This is a genomic window from Streptomyces sp. MMS24-W38 (genome assembly GCF_059889265.1).
Genome location: NZ_JCBCPP010000001.1, coordinates 1,778,017 through 1,792,710, shown reverse-complemented (window position 1 = coordinate 1,792,710; position 14,694 = coordinate 1,778,017). Strand labels below are relative to the sequence as shown.

Genomic DNA, 14,694 nt, shown 5'->3' with positions numbered 1-14,694 from the left:
CTCAGCCGGCCGTGGCCCGCAGCCGTTCGTCGCACCACCGGCGGGCGGTCTCGGCGACCTGTTCCAGCGCGCCGGGCTCCTCGAACAGGTGGGTGGCACCCGGCACGATCCGCAGGGTGTGCGGACCGCCCAGCCTGCGGGCCGCCTCCTGGTTGAGCCGTATCACCTGGTCGTCCCGTCCGCCGACGATCAGCAGGACCGGCATCCCCACGGCCTCCAGGGCGTCGCCCGCCAGGTCCGGCCGTCCGCCGCGCGACACCACGGTCAGCACCCGGGCGGGCCGCTCGGCGGCGGCGACCAGGGCCGCGCCCGCACCGGTACTGGCGCCGAACAGGACGACGGGAAGGCCCCGGGTCTCGGACCGGACCTCGAGCCAGTCGATCGCGGCCACCAGACGGCGGGCCAGCAGGGCGATGTCGAAGCGGTGCTCGCCGGTCGCCGCGTCGCGCCGCTCCTCTTCCTCGGTGAGCAGGTCGATCAGCAGGGTGCCGAGTCCCGCGGTACGCAGTTCGGCGGCGACCGCACGGTTGCGCGGGCTGTGCCGGGAGCTGCCGCTGCCGTGCGCGAACAGCACGACCGCCCCCGCGGGCGTCGGCACGTCGAGGTCGCCCGTCAGCTCGATGTCATCGACGGGCACCGTGCACACTCGGGAGATCATCCGCCTCACCCTTTTCCTCGCTGCCCCGCTACCTCGAGGCGCCGGCTTCCCGCTCGCGCCGCAGCCGACGGATCACGACCCACAGATCGACCGCCGCGGACAGGGCGAGCACACCGCACACGACCGTGACCACGACCAGCTCGCCGCGGCCGGGGCTGTCGCCGGGCCCGGATTCCGCCGCCCAGAGGCCGAAGAGCACGGCCGCCGCGGCGAAGAGCGGCAGGAAGGCACCCGCCAGCCGCAGCCGCAGCCGGAGCGGACTGCGGGCGGTGAGCGGTTCGGTACCCGTTCGCGGCCGACGCCGGCCGATCGACCCGGAGCGCGCCCTCGGCGCCTCCCGCGTCGTCACCTCGGGCTCTTCGTCGCGCACGCTGCACCTCCGTCAACGGTTGGGGGCGGCCCTGCTGACATCCGCCAGGGCCGAGTGCGGGTCGTCGGTGGTGGCGAGGTCGCCGAGACTGACGATGCCGACCGGGCAGCCACCGTGTTCCACCACCGGCAGGCGGCGCACGGCGTACCGCCGCATCAGCTCGATCGCGTGATCGGTGGTGTCGTCCGGCGCCAGGGTCACCACCGGCGGGCGGGTGCACACCGAGCCGACGGACGTGACGGCGGGGTCGAGGCCCTCGGCGAGGGTCCGGATCACGATGTCCCGGTCGGTGAGCATGCCGAACAGGTCACAGTCGTACGTCACCAGAACGTCGCCGATGTCCTGCTCACGCATCAGCCGGGCGGCTCGCGCCACCGTGGTCATGGGCTCGACGGCGGCCGTGCCGGGCGACATCACGTCACGTATCCGAGTGGTCATGGGAACCTCCGGGTCCTGCGTCGGCGGTACGTCGCACCGCCCGCGTAGCCCGCACCTCCGACGGTAAACCGTTCGGGAGGGACGCGGCGCCGGCGCAGGAACTCACCCCGTCCGTCATGAGCGCCGGTTCGAGCGTCGGCGCACGGTGAAGAGGCAGGCGAGCATGCCGAGGCCCCAGGCGATCAGGAGGGCGCCCCACAGCGGCATGGTCACCATCGGAATGAGGAGCCGGATCTCGACACTCGCGCGGTTCTCGAAGATGAAGATCAGAGCGATCGCGGTGATCAGGACGAACGGTGTGAGGCGGCGGACGCCGGGGCGGGAAAAGAACGGTGTGTGCGCCTTGCGGCTTGTACTGGTCCGAGTCATGGGGTCTCTCCATCACGTCGCCCCTGCATCCAGCGTCCTCTTCCAACAGGTGGCGCGCCACCGAACGATCCGCGAAGCCTTGCGATCCCTTCGGGATGTCGGCATCAGACCGCGATGACGGTGATGCGAGAGCCGCACGGGGCGATGGGAGCCCCGGGGTCCGGGGTGAGGACCGTCGTCGGGCCCGGGGCAGCGAGGGCGCCGCCCTCGCGGGTGTGGGCCTTCTCCCGGACCAGGCAGCTCGTCCCGGAGGGTCTGCCAGGTGGCCAGGTCGACGACGGGCGGGCGGCCGGGCGGCGTCGTACGACGTCCTGTGACGCTCACCGGAACAGACCCTCGACCCGGCAGGAACTCATCGAACGAGGAGGGGTACTCGAACGAGGTGGGTGATGCCTCCCATGGGGAAAGCCGGTGGACCGACTCACCGGTGAACCACTGAACCGTCGAGTGGGTGACCGGACGATGACTACGAAAGCCATGGGGAAGGCCGGTGAGAAGACGACCGGCGCGACGGACCGAGCCGTGGCGCGCGCACTGCTCGACCGGCAGCGGAGCACCTATGCGGCGCAGGCGGGCATCCGGCTGCGCAACACCCCGGCACCGCTGTACCAGACGCTCGTGCTCGCGATTCTCCTCAGTGCTCCCATCAGGTCCGGCACCGCGGTGGCAGCGGCCAGGGCGCTGTTCGACGCCGGCATGCGCACCCCGCGGGCGATGGCGGACGCCTCCTGGCAGCAGCGCGTCGACGCACTCGGCGAGGGCGGCTACCGGCGCTACGACGAGCGGACCTCCACGATGCTGGGTAAGGGGGCCGAACTGCTGCTGGAGCGCCACGGCGGCGATCTGCGCCGACTGCGTGAGGAACCCGACCCGAAGAAGGCCCTGATGGGCATACCCGGGATCGGGCCCACCGGGGTCGACATCTTCCTGCGTGATGTGCAGGGCGTGTGGCCGGAGTACGCGCCGTACATCGACCGCAAGGCACTGGACGGCGCCCGGCGGCTCGGGCTGCCGGCCTCGCCCGACAGGCTGAGCCGCCTCGTTTCCGCCCGCGAGATGCCCCGGCTGGCGGACGGCCTGGTCCACGCGGCCCTCGACAAGCCGCTGGCGGACGAGGTGCTCACCGCCGCCGGGGTGGCCTGACAGAACCCTCCGCAGAGAACAGGGCACGGCAACCGGGTGACACATCGCCACGGGGCGGACGTCGCCTGATGCGGCACTGGCCGGCGGCGGTGACTTCCAGTCAACTTCGTCGTGCCGGCGGCCGATCGGTGCGTACGGGTGGTGTCGACACCGAAGATTCCCGTCAACCCATTACCAAGCGTTTAGCGAGCAGATACCTTTCTCCTTGCCGGTGGCAGGGGCAGAGCGATCCAGCCATCCCTGCCTGCCCGGAGTACCGCTGCACATCGTTCGGCCTGTTTTCGGTTTTACGCCCTTTCCTCATGGACCGCCGGAAGGAAGCGCTTTGAACGCTCGGAACCGCCGCACCACGGTAGTCGCCGTATCCGTCGCAGGGCTCATAACGCCGCTGCTGCTGATCGGTTCGGGCACCGCCTCCGCCCACAGCAACCCTGCCAAGGAGGCTGCCAAGCTCGCGAACAAGCTCGTCAAGAAGAGCGACGCCAAGGATGCCCACGAGCATCTGAAGCAGTTCCAGCGGATCGCCGACAAGAACGGGAACACCCGGGTGGCCGGGTCGGAGGGGCACCGGAAGTCGGCCGAGTACGTCGAAGGCCTGCTGCAGAAGGCCGGGTACTCGGTGACCCGGAACGAGTTCGACTTCCCGTTCACCGAGACGCTGGCGCAGAGCCTGCGGGTGGTGTCGCCGCAGCAGCAGGACGTCCCGGTGACCGCCATGACGTACTCCGCCAGCAGCCCGGTAGGCGGCATCACCGCCCCGGTCGCGGTGGTGCCGGTCGACGACACCACCGGCTGCGAGCCGGGGGACTACGCCCCCGAGACGTTCACCGGCAAGATCGCGCTGATCAAGCGCGGCGGCTGCACCTTCGCGGAGAAGCAGGAGACCGCCGCCGGTGCGGGAGCGGTCGGCGCGATCATCTACAACAACACCGAGGGCGCGCTCAGCGGCACCCTGGGAGACCCCGCCGTCGCCAAGATCCCGACAGGCGGCGTCAGGCAGGCGGACGGCGAGGCGCTCGCGGCCAGGGCCGCCGCCGGCGCAGTGACCGTCAACCTGGAGATCCGCACCTTCTCGGAGACCCGGCGCACCTACAACGTGATCGCCGAGACCAAGGGCGGCGCCGCCGACAACGTGGTGATGTTCGGCGCCCACCTGGACTCGGTGGCGGACGGCCCGGGCATCAACGACAACGGATCCGGCTCCGCCGGCATCCTCGAGGTGGCCCTGAACCTCGCCCACGAGAAGACCAAGAACAAGGTGCGCTTCGCCTGGTGGTCGGCTGAGGAGTTCGGCCTGCTGGGCTCGGAGGCGTACGTCGACAGCCTCTCGGCGGCGGACCGTGCGAAGGTCAAGCTGTACCTGAACTTCGACATGATCGCCTCGCCGAACTACGCCCAGTTCGTCTACGACGGCGACGACTCCGACCAGGTCGGTGCCGGCCCCGGCCCGGAGGGCTCGGCGCAGCTGGAGCGGCAGATCACCGACTACCTGGACAGCCGGCGCATCCCGCACGAGGGCACCGACTTCACCGGCCGGTCGGACTACGGGCCGTTCATCGAGGTGGGCATCCCCTCGGGCGGCACCTTCACCGGTGCCGAGGGCATCAAGACGGCCGAGCAGGCAAAGGCGTACGGCGGCAAGGTCGGTGTCGCGTACGACGCCTGCTACCACGCCGCCTGCGACAACCTGAAGAACATCGACATGAAGGCGTTCGACGTCAACATCGACGTCATCGCCAACGCGGCGGGCCAGTACGCCTGGGACACCAGCCTGCTGAGCAAGCCGGTGGCGCCGCGGAACACCAAGGGTTCGGCGGGCAGCGGCGGCGGCCTGCACGAGGGCCACGACCACGAGGTCACCGAGTAACTCCCGGCACACAGGGGGAGGGCCGGACAGTCCGGCCCTCCCTTCGCCGCGGGTGATCCGCTCAGCACGGAACACGAGGGGCCCCACGAGGATCGACTCCCGGCTCTCACCGGAGAACCGGTCGACCGGCTCAACGAGGGCGACCTCGGCGCGGACCCCTTGATCCGCGCCGCGATGGCTCCCCTCGACCTGGTGAAGATCCACCCGTGGGAGGACGGCAGCGGCCGCATGTCCCGCAGCCCGCAAACCCTTGTCATCGCCCGCCGGCGCGTTCTTGCGCCTGAGTTCTCCTCCATCGAGGAGCGGCTCGGCATGCCTGGAAACACCTATGACCACTACGAGGTGCTCCGCGAAGTCGGCGGCCCCGTCTGCTCGCCGCAGCGCGACACCGGTCCGTGGATCCGCTTCGACTCGCGCCCATCACGAGCAGGCGCAGCGAGTGCAGCACCGTGTGCGGCGTTCCACCGACGTCGGGGTTCTGCTCGACCAGCACGCTGACGCCCTGGGGGTCAGCGAACGGCAGGTCGCCGCCCTCCATGAAGTGACCCTGGCCGGACGCGTGCGCCGCTCACGCCACGAGAAGAGCGAAGGGCCGAACTCCCAGCAGGCCACTCGTGACATGCAGGCCCTCGTCAAGGCGGGCATCCTCACCGCGGTCGGTCGGACCAAGGGCCGACACCATGTGGCCGGCGACCGCTTTCCCCAGGACGTCCTCGACGCCGCCCAGCGCCGCCACCCGATCCGCGGTCCTTACGATTCCTGGTACGGGTCCGGGTCCGTGCGGCGATCGGTGATGGCCTTGCCCGAAGTGCCCCCGGCGTTCGTCAGCTCCTGCCGACGGTCCGGCACAGGTCCACCGGGAGCACCGGGAAGCCGCGAGGTGCGGGACGTCGCAGGGAATCCCTGACTGAACCGGATCACCGCCGTGCACTGCGCGTCTTCGCCGTCGCTGCCGAACCGTCGTCCTGGTACAGCCGGTCGAGGCCGACGAGCACCACCTGTCCGTCGGCTTCGGCCGCGTGGAGCGCGTGGGTGAAGCCGACGCCGCTGTAGCAGGCGGGGCGGGTGTGGGTGATGTCCTCGCCGCGGGCGGCGAGCAGCACGAGGAGGCGACGGATGTGTTCCAGGTGGTGCAGGTCCATGACCTCGTCCCAGCGCGCCACCCCCACCGACAGCAGAGGTCCGGGACGGGCGTCAGCCCGGCCGCGCACGACCACGTCCGCTTCCACGTCCGGACCGGCGTGTTGCTCCGGATCGGGGAGTGAGCCCTGAGCCGCCGTCGCGGGGTGTGCGCCGAAGACGGCATGGCCGGCGAAGTCCATGGCCCAGTCCCGGCAGACCTGTGCGAAGTGGGGGCCGGCCACCGCGGAGTCGAAGACGGGACGTGCGCGCCGCCAGACTTCCACGGCGCCCTGCTGTTCCAACGCCGAGCGCTGGGGCCGGACGACTGCGTGTTCGAAGGCGAGCAGCGGCTCTGCGATACGCAGCCGGACCAGGTGCGGCCGGAAGGCGTCGGGTTCGCCGTACAGCAGGCCGTTCGTCTGCAGGAGCGCCAGACAGTGTGAGGCGTCGGTGAGCGGCGTGCCGAGACACTCCGCGATCTCGCCCTGGGTCCGGCAGCCCGTGGCGATGGCGGCGAGCGCGGAGTGGCACAGCGCGCGGTCCCAGTGATCGGTTCCCTCCTGCAGCAGGTGATGCGGCTCCAGGAACAAGGGAGTGCGGGGGTTGAGGACGGTTCCGCATACCCAGGTGTTGAAGTCGTCCGGCCCGCTGGGGGCGTCGTCTGCGACGTAGTGCCGGTAGGCGGGGGTTCCGCCCACGACGGCGTGGACCAGCAGGGCGAGGCGGGGGTCGTCGATGCCCCAGAACCGCGCGGCCTGCCGGAAGTCCAGCGGACGAAGGGTGAGTTCCAGATCGGCCAGTCCGTGCAGCGGTGCGGCCGCGCCGAACAGCCGGTGCATCACGGGCAGGGAACTGCCACTGAGCAGCAGGCGCGTACGGTTGTCCCGCCCCGTCTCGCGCAGCCGCCGGTAGGCGCTGTGGATGACGGAGGGGAGCTCGGGACTCTGCCGCACCAGGTCGGGGAACTCGTCGAGGACGACCGGTACGGGCCGCCCTCGCTCACCCAGCGCGAGCAGCGCGTCGACGGCGTCCTCCCAGCGAGGCGGGTGACCGGGTGGCGCTGTGCCCGTGTACCGGGCGAGCTCGTCGCCGAGACGGCGCAGGGACTCGGCCCGAGCGGCCTGCTGCGCCCCGAAACGGAAGCCGCCCAGGGCCGCGGTGAGCGCCTTCAGGAGGTGCGTCTTGCCCTGCCGCAGCCGGCCCGACACGACACCGAGTCCAGGATGGGGTCGGGTGTCGCCGGCGAACGCGACGAGTGCGTCCCACTCGGCGTCGCGGTCGAAAACCGCCTCCGGCTTCGCGGGGTGGGAAACGTCGGACGGCGACACGGTTGCTCCCCTCGCTCGGTAGCGCCCCCACCATCAGTACAACCTCGAATGCCGGACGCCGCGACACGCGCGGACGCGCACTCGACGGTTGCCGCGTTCCGCCGTCGGCTCAGGCCGGCTTCGATCTCGCCCCGGCCCCGGCCCCGGCCCTGGCGCGGGACGGGCGGGATCCATGGCGGGCCGAGCCTGACGGACACCTTGAACCGACCTGTTCGGCATGCCGGTCGCGGACATGTGCCCGGCGTCGGTGCCACTGGACGGAGGCCGTCGGACCCCGGCGTGCTCCACCCTCCCGGCCCCACGTCCTCAAGCCCTCGGCGCGCGGAGCCGTCGGACCGAGGGTGTACTGGGACCAGGAGGGTCGGCTCGCCGACCGGCCGGGGACGAGCGCGGTCGGACGACCGTGGGAGGCGGGGTGGTGGTGAGGCGGAGCGGGTCGGCTGTTTGTCGGGTGACGGCTTGAGCAGGGGAGAGCGCCGTGCGGGCGACGTTCGTCCTGGGACGGGTCGCGGGGGTCCGGGTCGGCGTGCGCTGGAGCGTGCTGCTCGTTTCCGGCATCATCGTGTTCGGCCTGTCGCAGGGCCGCCTCCCGGAGACATATCCGGGGCGTGCCTGGGCGGTGTACTGTGCGGCCGGCCTGTGCACCGCCGTGGTCTTCTTCGCCTCCCCGCTCGCACACGAGCTGGGGCACGCCGTCGTGGCCCGGCGCAACGGGGTCGAGGTGGACGACATCGTGCTGTGGCTGCCGGGCGGAGCGGCCCGGCTCAGGACCGAGGCGTCCAGCCCCGGTGCGGAGCTGGGGATCGCCGGCGCCGGCCCCCTCATCAGCCTCCTGCTGGGCGGGCTCTTCGCATGCGGTGCCTGGCTGCTCGACCTGGCGTCCGGGCCCGGGGTCGTGGTGGGGATGGTGGCGTAGCCGGCGGGCATCAACGTGCTCCTCGCGCTCTTCAACGCGCTGCCCGGCTGCCCCGCTCGACGGCGGCCGGCTGCTGCGCGCGTTCCTGTGGTGGCGCACTGGTGACCGACTGCGGGTGACAGCCGGTGCCACCGCGGCGGGGCGGGTCCCCGGGTGGCTGCTGGTGGTCCTCGGGCTGATCGCGTTCCTACGGACCGGCACGTTCGGCAGTCTGTGGCCGGCGCTGACCGGTTGGTTCCTCATCACGGCCGCCACCGCCGAGGGACGGCAGGCCCAGCTGCGCGAGATGCTCGCCGGTGTCCCCGTCCGGCACGCCATGACGCCCGAACCTCTCGCGGTCCCCGAGGACACCACGGTCGCGGGCTTTCTCACGGGTGCGCGCTACCGTTACCGGCACTCGGCGTTCCCGGTGACCGACGACGGGGCCCCGGTCGGGCTGGTGACCATCGACAGCGCCAGAAGGGTGCCGCAGGACGAGGCCCATGCCGTGACGGTGAGGGAGGCGATGGTGCCGCTGTCGCAGGTCTCCGTGGCCGAGCCGGACAGCCCGCTGGCGGACCTGCTGCCGCCCATGGCGCCGGGCGCCGAGCACCGGGTCCTGGTCGTGGACGACGGCGGACTGGTCGGAATCGTCCCGCTCTCGGACGTCAGCCGTACCGTGAACTGGCTGATGAACGCCGCTCCCGGACGGCGCGGTGGTCCGTGACCGCGGCACGGCACCGCGACCCACTTCGGTGCGCGGCCTCCCGAGTTGCTGCGTGGCGTCCGCCACGACGGCTGGGACCCGGCATCGGGCCGGTCAGGTACGGCTGCGACGGTCGCGACGAGTGCGCGAGCCGTTTCGTCCGGGAAGCCGGGGCCACCGCCGCCGAGGCGGGTCTGGACCTGGTCCACGACGTCTTCCACGACATCGCGAAGATCGAGCCCCACGATGTGGACGGCGTCCCGCGCCGGCTGTGCGCCCACTGCGAGGGCGCCCCCGGGCCCGGCCGCCCCGACCTGCCGGCGCCCATGGCACGGGACGCGTATGGAGCTGCCACCGGGCACTGTGGCGGGTCCGCGGCGAGCTGGCGGGCGGCGAGCCGGAGGCCCGTTCCACCGGCGCCGGGAATCGTCTACAGGCCCTGGGAGAGCAGGAGTTCGTGGGCGAGTCGTGCACCGCGGGACGCTTCCTCGGGAGGAGTGTCCTCCGACGGGACGCTCTCCAGGCCGCGGGCGAGTACCCGGACGGCCTCGGCCAGGGTCGCGACCTGCGCTTCCAGTTGACTCAACCGGGCTTCGGGGCCGGGCGCGGCATGGGATTCCTCGGGGTGGTTCTGAGCCATCTCGTTCCTCCTTTCGAGACGTTGATGGGCCCATGGGGCCGACGCGGTTCGGGAAGCCGATGGCATCGAGGCCGGGAACCAGTACCTTCCTCACCTCGGTTCCAGTGCCGCTCCTCATCACGCTGATGAGTCCGCTCTGCGCGGGATGTGCCTTCTGCCACCACGCAGTCCCTCCGCCCCGGCAGCGACAGTGCCCGGACAGAGAACCCGGACAACGTCCTCGGGAGCCTGATCGGCCAGGGGAGCACCACCGCTCGGATCGCCCCGGCAGCCGTGCCCTGCCGATCACTGCCTATAGCCAGTAAACAACGGTCGCCCAGTGCCCGCAGCGAACCGGGCTTTTCGGTGCGTATCGCCAGGCCTTCCCGGTGGCAGTACTGCAGGACGGAGGTGCCCTGAACGCTCTTGGCCCGGGAGCGTGCGGGGGCCCGGCTCTTCCTCTGCCGTGACGGGGTGGTGCACCCCTGGCCGATCAGGCTCTCGGGGAGGGCGAGGAGACGATGACGAGCGCGGGTGGCGGGGACGCCCAGGACCGGCTCGGACGGCTCGGGCTCCGCCGTCTGCTCGTCACGGACACTCTCGCCCCGGTGCGGATCCAGGGCCTCCGCTGCGGGTACGGTCCGTGACCTCGTTGCTTGCCGACGCCGTCGACCGTCTGCACGACGGCGAGTTTCCGGACGCTCTGCCGATCCGCTCCCGACATCATCTGCGGCGTGACGCCGCAGTTCCCGCATCAGGCAGCAGCGCCCTTGCGCCAGGGGAAGAGGTTCGCAGCGGCGTCAGTCGAACCCATCAGGCTGCCAAGCGCTTTCGGCGTCCTTGGAGACGGTGGTGTGGACGTCGTGAATGAGGCGCTGCTGTGCTTCCGTGAGACCGCGCAGGCTCGATTCTCCGGTGTTCGCGGTGGTCTGGCTGTCGCAGGTGGTCAGGTTGCCGAAGACATACCGGTCGGGGCCGCCGAGGGCGGCCACGAGCGGTTGGGCGGATATGCGCCGCAGCCCAGGGCGGAGGTGTCGGCGACGTGGCCGTGCAGGCCGTCACCGTCCCGGGCGGCTCGCTGGATGACGAAGGCGGCCGGGGCTTCGTGGTGAGGGTCGGCGTCCTCGCGCGTCCGGTTCGGGACGCCGTCGCGGAACTCCAGCCTGCCGCCGGGACGGATCAGCGCGTAGATACCGGTCATGTTTGTTTCCGTGGCAGACGGCGACAGTGAGGATTCCCGGCGTGATGGGGCCGGTCGGCCCTGATGCGGCCCGGGAACCGGGAGTCTGCCCGGAAGTGAGATGGTCCCCTGGGCGGTGGGCGGGTGAAGTGACCGCCCACCACCGTGCGGCTACCGCGGCTTCAGGCTTGGGCGACCTCGATGTGCTGGGGCTTGGCCGCCTGGGCCTTGGGCACGGTGACGGTCAGCACCCCGTCGGCCGGTGTCGCCGTGATCTCGTCCGCTTTGACGCCGGCCGGCAGCAGGGCCCGGTACTCGAAGCGTCCGGTGCGCCGGGTGCAGCGGCGCATGACGCCCTCACGCTCGCGTTCCTTGTACTCTCCTGCGATACGCAGTTCCCGCTCGCTGATCTCGACGTCGATGTCCTCGCGCTTGGTCCCGGGCAGCTCGGCCTCGACCACGTAGGCATCGTCGGTCTCGTGCAGATCGGCCAGGGGCGAGAAGGCCCCGACGGTGGGAGCGGTACCGGCGGCGGCCTCCGGGAAACGGTTCATCCGCTCGAAGAGGTCGTCGAACTCGGCGGCGATCGGCTCGCCCCCGCCCAGCGCGTGGAAGGGCCGTTCCAGGAGCTGGCCGGGGCGGTGGTGTACGGGCAGAGCCATCGCGGTTCACCTCGCGAAACGACGGTGATCGGGCCAATCTCCATGCTGGGTGCCCGCACCTCTTCCCACGACTCGACCACCGATCCGCTGCGGCCGCAGCCCTCCGCCACCACTCCACCGCGAAGGCGACAGGTACGCCGACGCATCGAACGAAGGAGCAGTCGAATGAAGCCGCTCGTCGGCACGGTGGTCATCGGGATCGGCAACGAGTTCCGCCGGGACGACGGGGTCGGGTGGGCCGTTGTCGCGCTGTTGAGGGATCGGGCCGCGCGGTGGCCGCTGCCCTCGGGCACCGCGCTCGCGCAGTGTGACGCAGACCCCGGCCGACTGATCGGACTCTGGGAGAACACCGGCCTCGCAGTCGTTGTCGACGCGTGTTTCCCGCCTTCGGCACACCCGGGGCGAACGCACCGGTGGTGTACGGCCTCGGACGGCGCCCTGCGCCGCACCGCACCGGCAAGGCACAGCACGCACGGGTTCGGTCTCACCGAGGCGCAGCGTCTCGCCGACAGCCTCGGGCGCAGCCCTGACCGCCTCGTCGTCTACGCGGTCGAAGGAGCGGACCGTTCGCTGGGGACGGGGCTCACTCCGGCGGTGGCCTGCGCGGTGCCGCGTGTGGCCCGGCGGATCGCGGTGGATGTCGAGCGGCACCACGAGAGGTCGGTGCGCGGTCTGCGGGCCGAGTGAGCGCCGACGGACGGTTCTCGGGGCAGCCGCGTCCGGACCGGTCCATCTGACGGGACACGCCGACTCGGCTGCCTCCCGGACAGCCGCGCGCCTGACACGCTGTTCGTGACCGATTGCGCACTGTACGGCCCTGTGATGCGGGGACTGTGGCAAATGCCCCTGCTCCTCCCGGGGGCGAAGGACGCGAACATCGAGGGCAGCGGATGACCGATCGTGAAGATGCAGAAGCGGCCCCCCACGACGGAGTCGAGGCGGTGTTCGACCGCGACGGCCTGGACGCGCTGGTGCGTGCCCTGCGACGCCGCGGCCGCACGGTGATCGGCCCCACCGTGCGCGACGGCGCGATCGTTCTCGACGAGCTCGACTCCGCGGAGGCGTTGCCGTACGGCTGGGGGGTCGAGCTGGAGGCGGGGCGGTACCGGGTCCGCCCGCGTGCGGACGGAGCCGCTTTCGCGCACAGCGCGGGGCCGCAGTCGTGGAAGTCGTTCCTGCACCCGGAACGTGTCCGTCAGTGGACCGCGGACCGTCCCCCCGGTGGCGGACTGACCGTGCGCGAGGAGAGACCGAAGAGCGTCTCGTACGCGTTCCTCGGTGTGCGGCCCTGCGATCTGCGGGCCATCCAGATCCTGGACCGAGTGATGAGCGGCGGCCGGTACCGCGACCCCGCCTACCTCTCCCGGCGGACGGGGGCCTTCCTGATCGCGGTGGAGTGCACCGAGCCGGGTGCCACCTGCTTCTGCGTGTCGATGGGGACGGGACCGGCCGCGGACGCCGGATACGATCTCGCCCTCACCGAGGTCATGGACGCCGCCGGCCACCGCTTCTGGTGCCGCAGCGGGAGCGCGGAGGGAGCCGCGGTGCTCGCGGAACTGCCGCACCGCGGCGCCGACGAGCCCACCCGAGCGGCCGCGGCCCACGCCGTGCGCGAGGCCGCTGAACGCATGGGCCGGTCCATGCCGCCGGTTGACCTGCGCACGCTGATGCGGGACACCCTGGAGGCAGAACGCTGGGACGACGTCACGGCCCGGTGCCTGAGCTGCGGCAACTGCACCATGGTCTGCCCCACCTGCTTCTGTACGACCACCGAGGACGTGACCGACCTGACCGGTGACCACGCCGAGCGCTGGCGCCGCTGGGACTCCTGCTACGACCTGGACTTCTCACTCCTGCACGGCGGTCCGGTCCGGGCCACCCCGCGCAGCCGCTACCGCCAGTGGCTCACCCACAAGATCGGCACATGGCACGACCAGTTCGACAGCTCCGGCTGCGTCGGCTGCGGCCGGTGCATCGTCTGGTGCCCCACCGGAATCGACCTGACCGAGGAGGCCCACGCCCTGCACCTGGAGGACCGGCGGAAGCGGACCGCACCGTGACCGCGCACACGGGTGGGCCCGCCGGCGAGAGGATGCTCGATGCCCTCCCGGCGGAACACCTCGCGCGGTTGATGCCCCTCGCCCGCGACGCCGCCTACCCCGGCGCCGCACGGATCTTCGAGGAGGGCCAGGACGCCGACCGCTTCTGGGTCATCCGCAGCGGAACGGTCGCTCTCGACGTCCAGGTGCCCGGCCGCGGGCGCGCCGTCGTGGAGACGATCGGCCCGGGCGACCTGCTCGGCTGGTCATGGCTGTGCCCGCCCCGGCAGTGGCACCTCGGCGCCGAGACCCGCGATCCCGTCCGCGCCTGGGAGTTCGACGCCGCCGCGGTACGCGACCTGTGCGCCGAACACCCCGCCCTGGGCCTGGCACTGGTCACCGCGGTCGCCGAGACCATCGGAGACCGGCTGAGAGCCACCCGGACCCGGCTGCTCGACCTGTACGGTCCGCGGCAGAGCAGGCCGACGCCATGACCCTCACACCACTCCCCCACCGAGTGGTGGACCGCCGGGAGGAGACGCGCGACACGGTCACGCTCGTGCTGGAGCCGGCCGGGGAGCCCCTGCACTCCTTCGCACCAGGGCAGTTCGCGATGGTGTACGCGTTCGGAGTCGGCGAGATCCCCGTGTCCGTCTCCCGGATCCCCCACGGCCGGCGCCTGACGCACACGGTGCGCGCCGTCGGGGCCGTCTCGCGTGCCCTGTGCGAGCTGCGCATCGGCGCGTCGGTCGGGGTGCGCGGCCCCTTCGGTACCGGCTGGGACACGGCCGCCGCTCGCGGCCACGACCTGCTCGTCATCGCCGGCGGCATCGGACTCGCCCCGTTGCGCCCCCTGATCGAGGCCGTTCTGGCCGAGTCGGACGCGTACGGGCGGCTGAACGTTCTCGCCGGCGCCCGGACCCCCGACGATCTGCTGTACCAGGACGAGTTCCCCGCCTGGAGACGGCCGTTCGGCGCCGTCACGGCCGACCGGCCCTCCGGCCACTGGACCGGCCGGGTCGGAGTCGTCACCACGCTGCTCGGCGAAGCCCTGTTCACCCCGGCGGCGACCACCGCCTTCGTCTGCGGCCCCGAAGTCATGATCCGCGCGACCGCCCGTGCCCTGACCCACCGGGGGGTGCGCCCCGACCGCATCCAGGTCTCCCTCGAACGCAACATGCGCTGCGCCACCGGCCACTGCGGACACTGCCAGCTCGGGCCCCTGCTGCTCTGCCGCGACGGCCCGGTCGTCGGCTACGCCCAGGCCGAGCCCCTGCTCACCGTACGGGAACTGTGAG

At 71.7% G+C, this 14,694-nt stretch carries 18 protein-coding genes and 1 pseudogene; 11 read left to right on the top strand and 8 right to left on the bottom strand.

All coding sequences use genetic code 11. The features are described from left to right. Position 1 precedes the first annotated feature (1 nt). The 4 genes from AC6F7H_RS06780 to AC6F7H_RS06765 all read right to left on the bottom strand — a co-directional run bounded on the left by AC6F7H_RS06780 (position 2) and on the right by AC6F7H_RS06765 (position 1,835). Positions 2 to 658, bottom strand: a complete 657-nt coding sequence (locus AC6F7H_RS06780; RefSeq protein ID WP_500755864.1) for a dienelactone hydrolase family protein — start codon at positions 656 to 658, stop codon at positions 2 to 4. Positions 659 to 686: 28 nt separating this feature from the next. After that, positions 687 to 1,028: a DUF6343 family protein gene (locus AC6F7H_RS06775; protein ID WP_500755862.1), complete on the bottom strand. Its 342-nt coding sequence runs from the start codon at positions 1,026 to 1,028 to the stop codon at positions 687 to 689. Between the two features lie 12 nt (positions 1,029 to 1,040). After that, positions 1,041 to 1,466, bottom strand: coding sequence for a CBS domain-containing protein (locus tag AC6F7H_RS06770; protein WP_500755861.1), 426 nt, complete (start codon positions 1,464 to 1,466; stop codon positions 1,041 to 1,043). A gap of 114 nt (positions 1,467 to 1,580) precedes the next feature. Further along, positions 1,581 to 1,835, bottom strand: coding sequence for a LapA family protein (locus AC6F7H_RS06765; protein WP_363038232.1), 255 nt, complete (start codon positions 1,833 to 1,835; stop codon positions 1,581 to 1,583). Positions 1,836 to 2,297: 462 nt separating this feature from the next. Here AC6F7H_RS06765 and AC6F7H_RS06760 point away from each other — a divergent pair, with 462 nt between their 5' ends. From AC6F7H_RS06760 to AC6F7H_RS06745, 4 genes and pseudogenes are all read left to right on the top strand, one after another. Then, positions 2,298 to 2,978 carry an HhH-GDP family DNA glycosylase gene (locus AC6F7H_RS06760; protein WP_500755859.1) on the top strand — a complete coding sequence of 227 codons (681 nt, stop codon included), beginning with the start codon at positions 2,298 to 2,300 and terminating at the stop codon, positions 2,976 to 2,978. A 325-nt stretch (positions 2,979 to 3,303) separates the two neighbouring features. Further along, the gene (locus AC6F7H_RS06755) at positions 3,304 to 4,845 is read left to right on the top strand and encodes a M28 family metallopeptidase (protein ID WP_500755858.1); all 1,542 of its coding nucleotides are present in this window, start codon (positions 3,304 to 3,306) and stop codon (positions 4,843 to 4,845) included. Positions 4,846 to 4,977: 132 nt separating this feature from the next. Further along, a pseudogene (locus tag AC6F7H_RS06750) lies at positions 4,978 to 5,343 on the top strand (hypothetical protein); the annotation flags it as partial. Beyond that, on the top strand, positions 5,285 to 5,752 hold the full coding sequence (locus AC6F7H_RS06745; RefSeq protein WP_500755857.1) for a hypothetical protein: 468 nt from the start codon (positions 5,285 to 5,287) through the stop codon (positions 5,750 to 5,752). The pseudogene AC6F7H_RS06750 and the gene AC6F7H_RS06745, both read left to right, overlap by 59 nt. A gap of 10 nt (positions 5,753 to 5,762) precedes the next feature. On the opposite strand, the gene AC6F7H_RS06740 is transcribed toward AC6F7H_RS06745, so the two are convergent. After that, positions 5,763 to 7,295: an AAA family ATPase gene (locus tag AC6F7H_RS06740; RefSeq protein WP_500755856.1), complete on the bottom strand. Its 1,533-nt coding sequence runs from the start codon at positions 7,293 to 7,295 to the stop codon at positions 5,763 to 5,765. Positions 7,296 to 7,773: 478 nt separating this feature from the next. On the opposite strand from AC6F7H_RS06740, the gene AC6F7H_RS06735 reads away from it, so the two are divergent. Together AC6F7H_RS06735 and AC6F7H_RS06730 are read left to right on the top strand one after the other, a co-directional pair. Then, the gene (locus tag AC6F7H_RS06735) at positions 7,774 to 8,211 is read left to right on the top strand and encodes a site-2 protease family protein (RefSeq protein ID WP_500755855.1); all 438 of its coding nucleotides are present in this window, start codon (positions 7,774 to 7,776) and stop codon (positions 8,209 to 8,211) included. Positions 8,212 to 8,326: 115 nt separating this feature from the next. Beyond that, positions 8,327 to 8,917: a CBS domain-containing protein gene (locus AC6F7H_RS06730; RefSeq protein ID WP_500755854.1), complete on the top strand. Its 591-nt coding sequence runs from the start codon at positions 8,327 to 8,329 to the stop codon at positions 8,915 to 8,917. A 409-nt stretch (positions 8,918 to 9,326) separates the two neighbouring features. Here AC6F7H_RS06730 and AC6F7H_RS06725 read toward each other — a convergent pair whose 3' ends face one another. Further along, the gene (locus AC6F7H_RS06725; RefSeq protein WP_500755853.1) at positions 9,327 to 9,536 is read right to left on the bottom strand and encodes a hypothetical protein; all 210 of its coding nucleotides are present in this window, start codon (positions 9,534 to 9,536) and stop codon (positions 9,327 to 9,329) included. 500 nt (positions 9,537 to 10,036) lie between these two features. Here AC6F7H_RS06725 and AC6F7H_RS06720 point away from each other — a divergent pair, with 500 nt between their 5' ends. Beyond that, positions 10,037 to 10,162: a hypothetical protein gene (locus tag AC6F7H_RS06720; protein WP_500755852.1), complete on the top strand. Its 126-nt coding sequence runs from the start codon at positions 10,037 to 10,039 to the stop codon at positions 10,160 to 10,162. Positions 10,163 to 10,461: 299 nt separating this feature from the next. Here AC6F7H_RS06720 and AC6F7H_RS06715 read toward each other — a convergent pair whose 3' ends face one another. Both AC6F7H_RS06715 and AC6F7H_RS06710 read right to left on the bottom strand, forming a co-directional pair. Next, positions 10,462 to 10,716: a hypothetical protein gene (locus AC6F7H_RS06715; protein WP_500755850.1), complete on the bottom strand. Its 255-nt coding sequence runs from the start codon at positions 10,714 to 10,716 to the stop codon at positions 10,462 to 10,464. 161 nt (positions 10,717 to 10,877) lie between these two features. After that, entirely contained in the window at positions 10,878 to 11,357 is a 480-nt protein-coding gene (locus tag AC6F7H_RS06710; protein ID WP_500755848.1) for an Hsp20/alpha crystallin family protein, read from the bottom strand. Between the two features lie 165 nt (positions 11,358 to 11,522). On the opposite strand from AC6F7H_RS06710, the gene AC6F7H_RS06705 reads away from it, so the two are divergent. The 4 genes from AC6F7H_RS06705 to AC6F7H_RS06690 all read left to right on the top strand — a co-directional run bounded on the left by AC6F7H_RS06705 (position 11,523) and on the right by AC6F7H_RS06690 (position 14,693). Continuing rightward, positions 11,523 to 12,044, top strand: a complete 522-nt coding sequence (locus AC6F7H_RS06705; protein WP_500755846.1) for a hydrogenase maturation protease — start codon at positions 11,523 to 11,525, stop codon at positions 12,042 to 12,044. A 203-nt stretch (positions 12,045 to 12,247) separates the two neighbouring features. Next, positions 12,248 to 13,417, top strand: coding sequence for a 4Fe-4S dicluster domain-containing protein (locus tag AC6F7H_RS06700; RefSeq protein ID WP_500755844.1), 1,170 nt, complete (start codon positions 12,248 to 12,250; stop codon positions 13,415 to 13,417). After that, positions 13,414 to 13,890 (top strand): cyclic nucleotide-binding domain-containing protein, encoded by a 477-nt coding sequence (locus AC6F7H_RS06695; protein WP_500755843.1) that lies wholly within the window; start codon positions 13,414 to 13,416, stop codon positions 13,888 to 13,890. The genes AC6F7H_RS06700 and AC6F7H_RS06695 overlap by 4 nt, the downstream gene beginning before the upstream one ends. Beyond that, on the top strand, positions 13,887 to 14,693 hold the full coding sequence (locus AC6F7H_RS06690; RefSeq protein ID WP_500755842.1) for an FAD/NAD(P)-binding protein: 807 nt from the start codon (positions 13,887 to 13,889) through the stop codon (positions 14,691 to 14,693). Before AC6F7H_RS06695 ends, AC6F7H_RS06690 begins: the two co-directional genes overlap by 4 nt. Position 14,694 lies beyond the last annotated feature (1 nt).

Bases quoted from the DNA above. Each gene is read 5' to 3' on its own strand.
- AC6F7H_RS06780 (WP_500755864.1), bottom strand. From the start codon at position 658: ATGATCTCCCGAGTGTGCACGGTGCCCGTCGATGACATCGAGCTGACG.
- AC6F7H_RS06770 (WP_500755861.1), bottom strand. From the start codon at position 1,466: ATGACCACTCGGATACGTGACGTGATGTCGCCCGGCACGGCCGCCGTC.
- AC6F7H_RS06765 (WP_363038232.1), bottom strand. From the start codon at position 1,835: ATGACTCGGACCAGTACAAGCCGCAAGGCGCACACACCGTTCTTTTCC.
- AC6F7H_RS06760 (WP_500755859.1), top strand. From the start codon at position 2,298: ATGACTACGAAAGCCATGGGGAAGGCCGGTGAGAAGACGACCGGCGCG.
- AC6F7H_RS06725 (WP_500755853.1), bottom strand. From the start codon at position 9,536: ATGGCTCAGAACCACCCCGAGGAATCCCATGCCGCGCCCGGCCCCGAA.
- AC6F7H_RS06720 (WP_500755852.1), top strand. From the start codon at position 10,037: ATGACGAGCGCGGGTGGCGGGGACGCCCAGGACCGGCTCGGACGGCTC.
- AC6F7H_RS06715 (WP_500755850.1), bottom strand. From the start codon at position 10,716: ATGACCGGTATCTACGCGCTGATCCGTCCCGGCGGCAGGCTGGAGTTC.
- AC6F7H_RS06710 (WP_500755848.1), bottom strand. From the start codon at position 11,357: ATGGCTCTGCCCGTACACCACCGCCCCGGCCAGCTCCTGGAACGGCCC.
- AC6F7H_RS06705 (WP_500755846.1), top strand. From the start codon at position 11,523: ATGAAGCCGCTCGTCGGCACGGTGGTCATCGGGATCGGCAACGAGTTC.
- AC6F7H_RS06700 (WP_500755844.1), top strand. From the start codon at position 12,248: ATGACCGATCGTGAAGATGCAGAAGCGGCCCCCCACGACGGAGTCGAG.
- AC6F7H_RS06690 (WP_500755842.1), top strand. From the start codon at position 13,887: ATGACCCTCACACCACTCCCCCACCGAGTGGTGGACCGCCGGGAGGAG.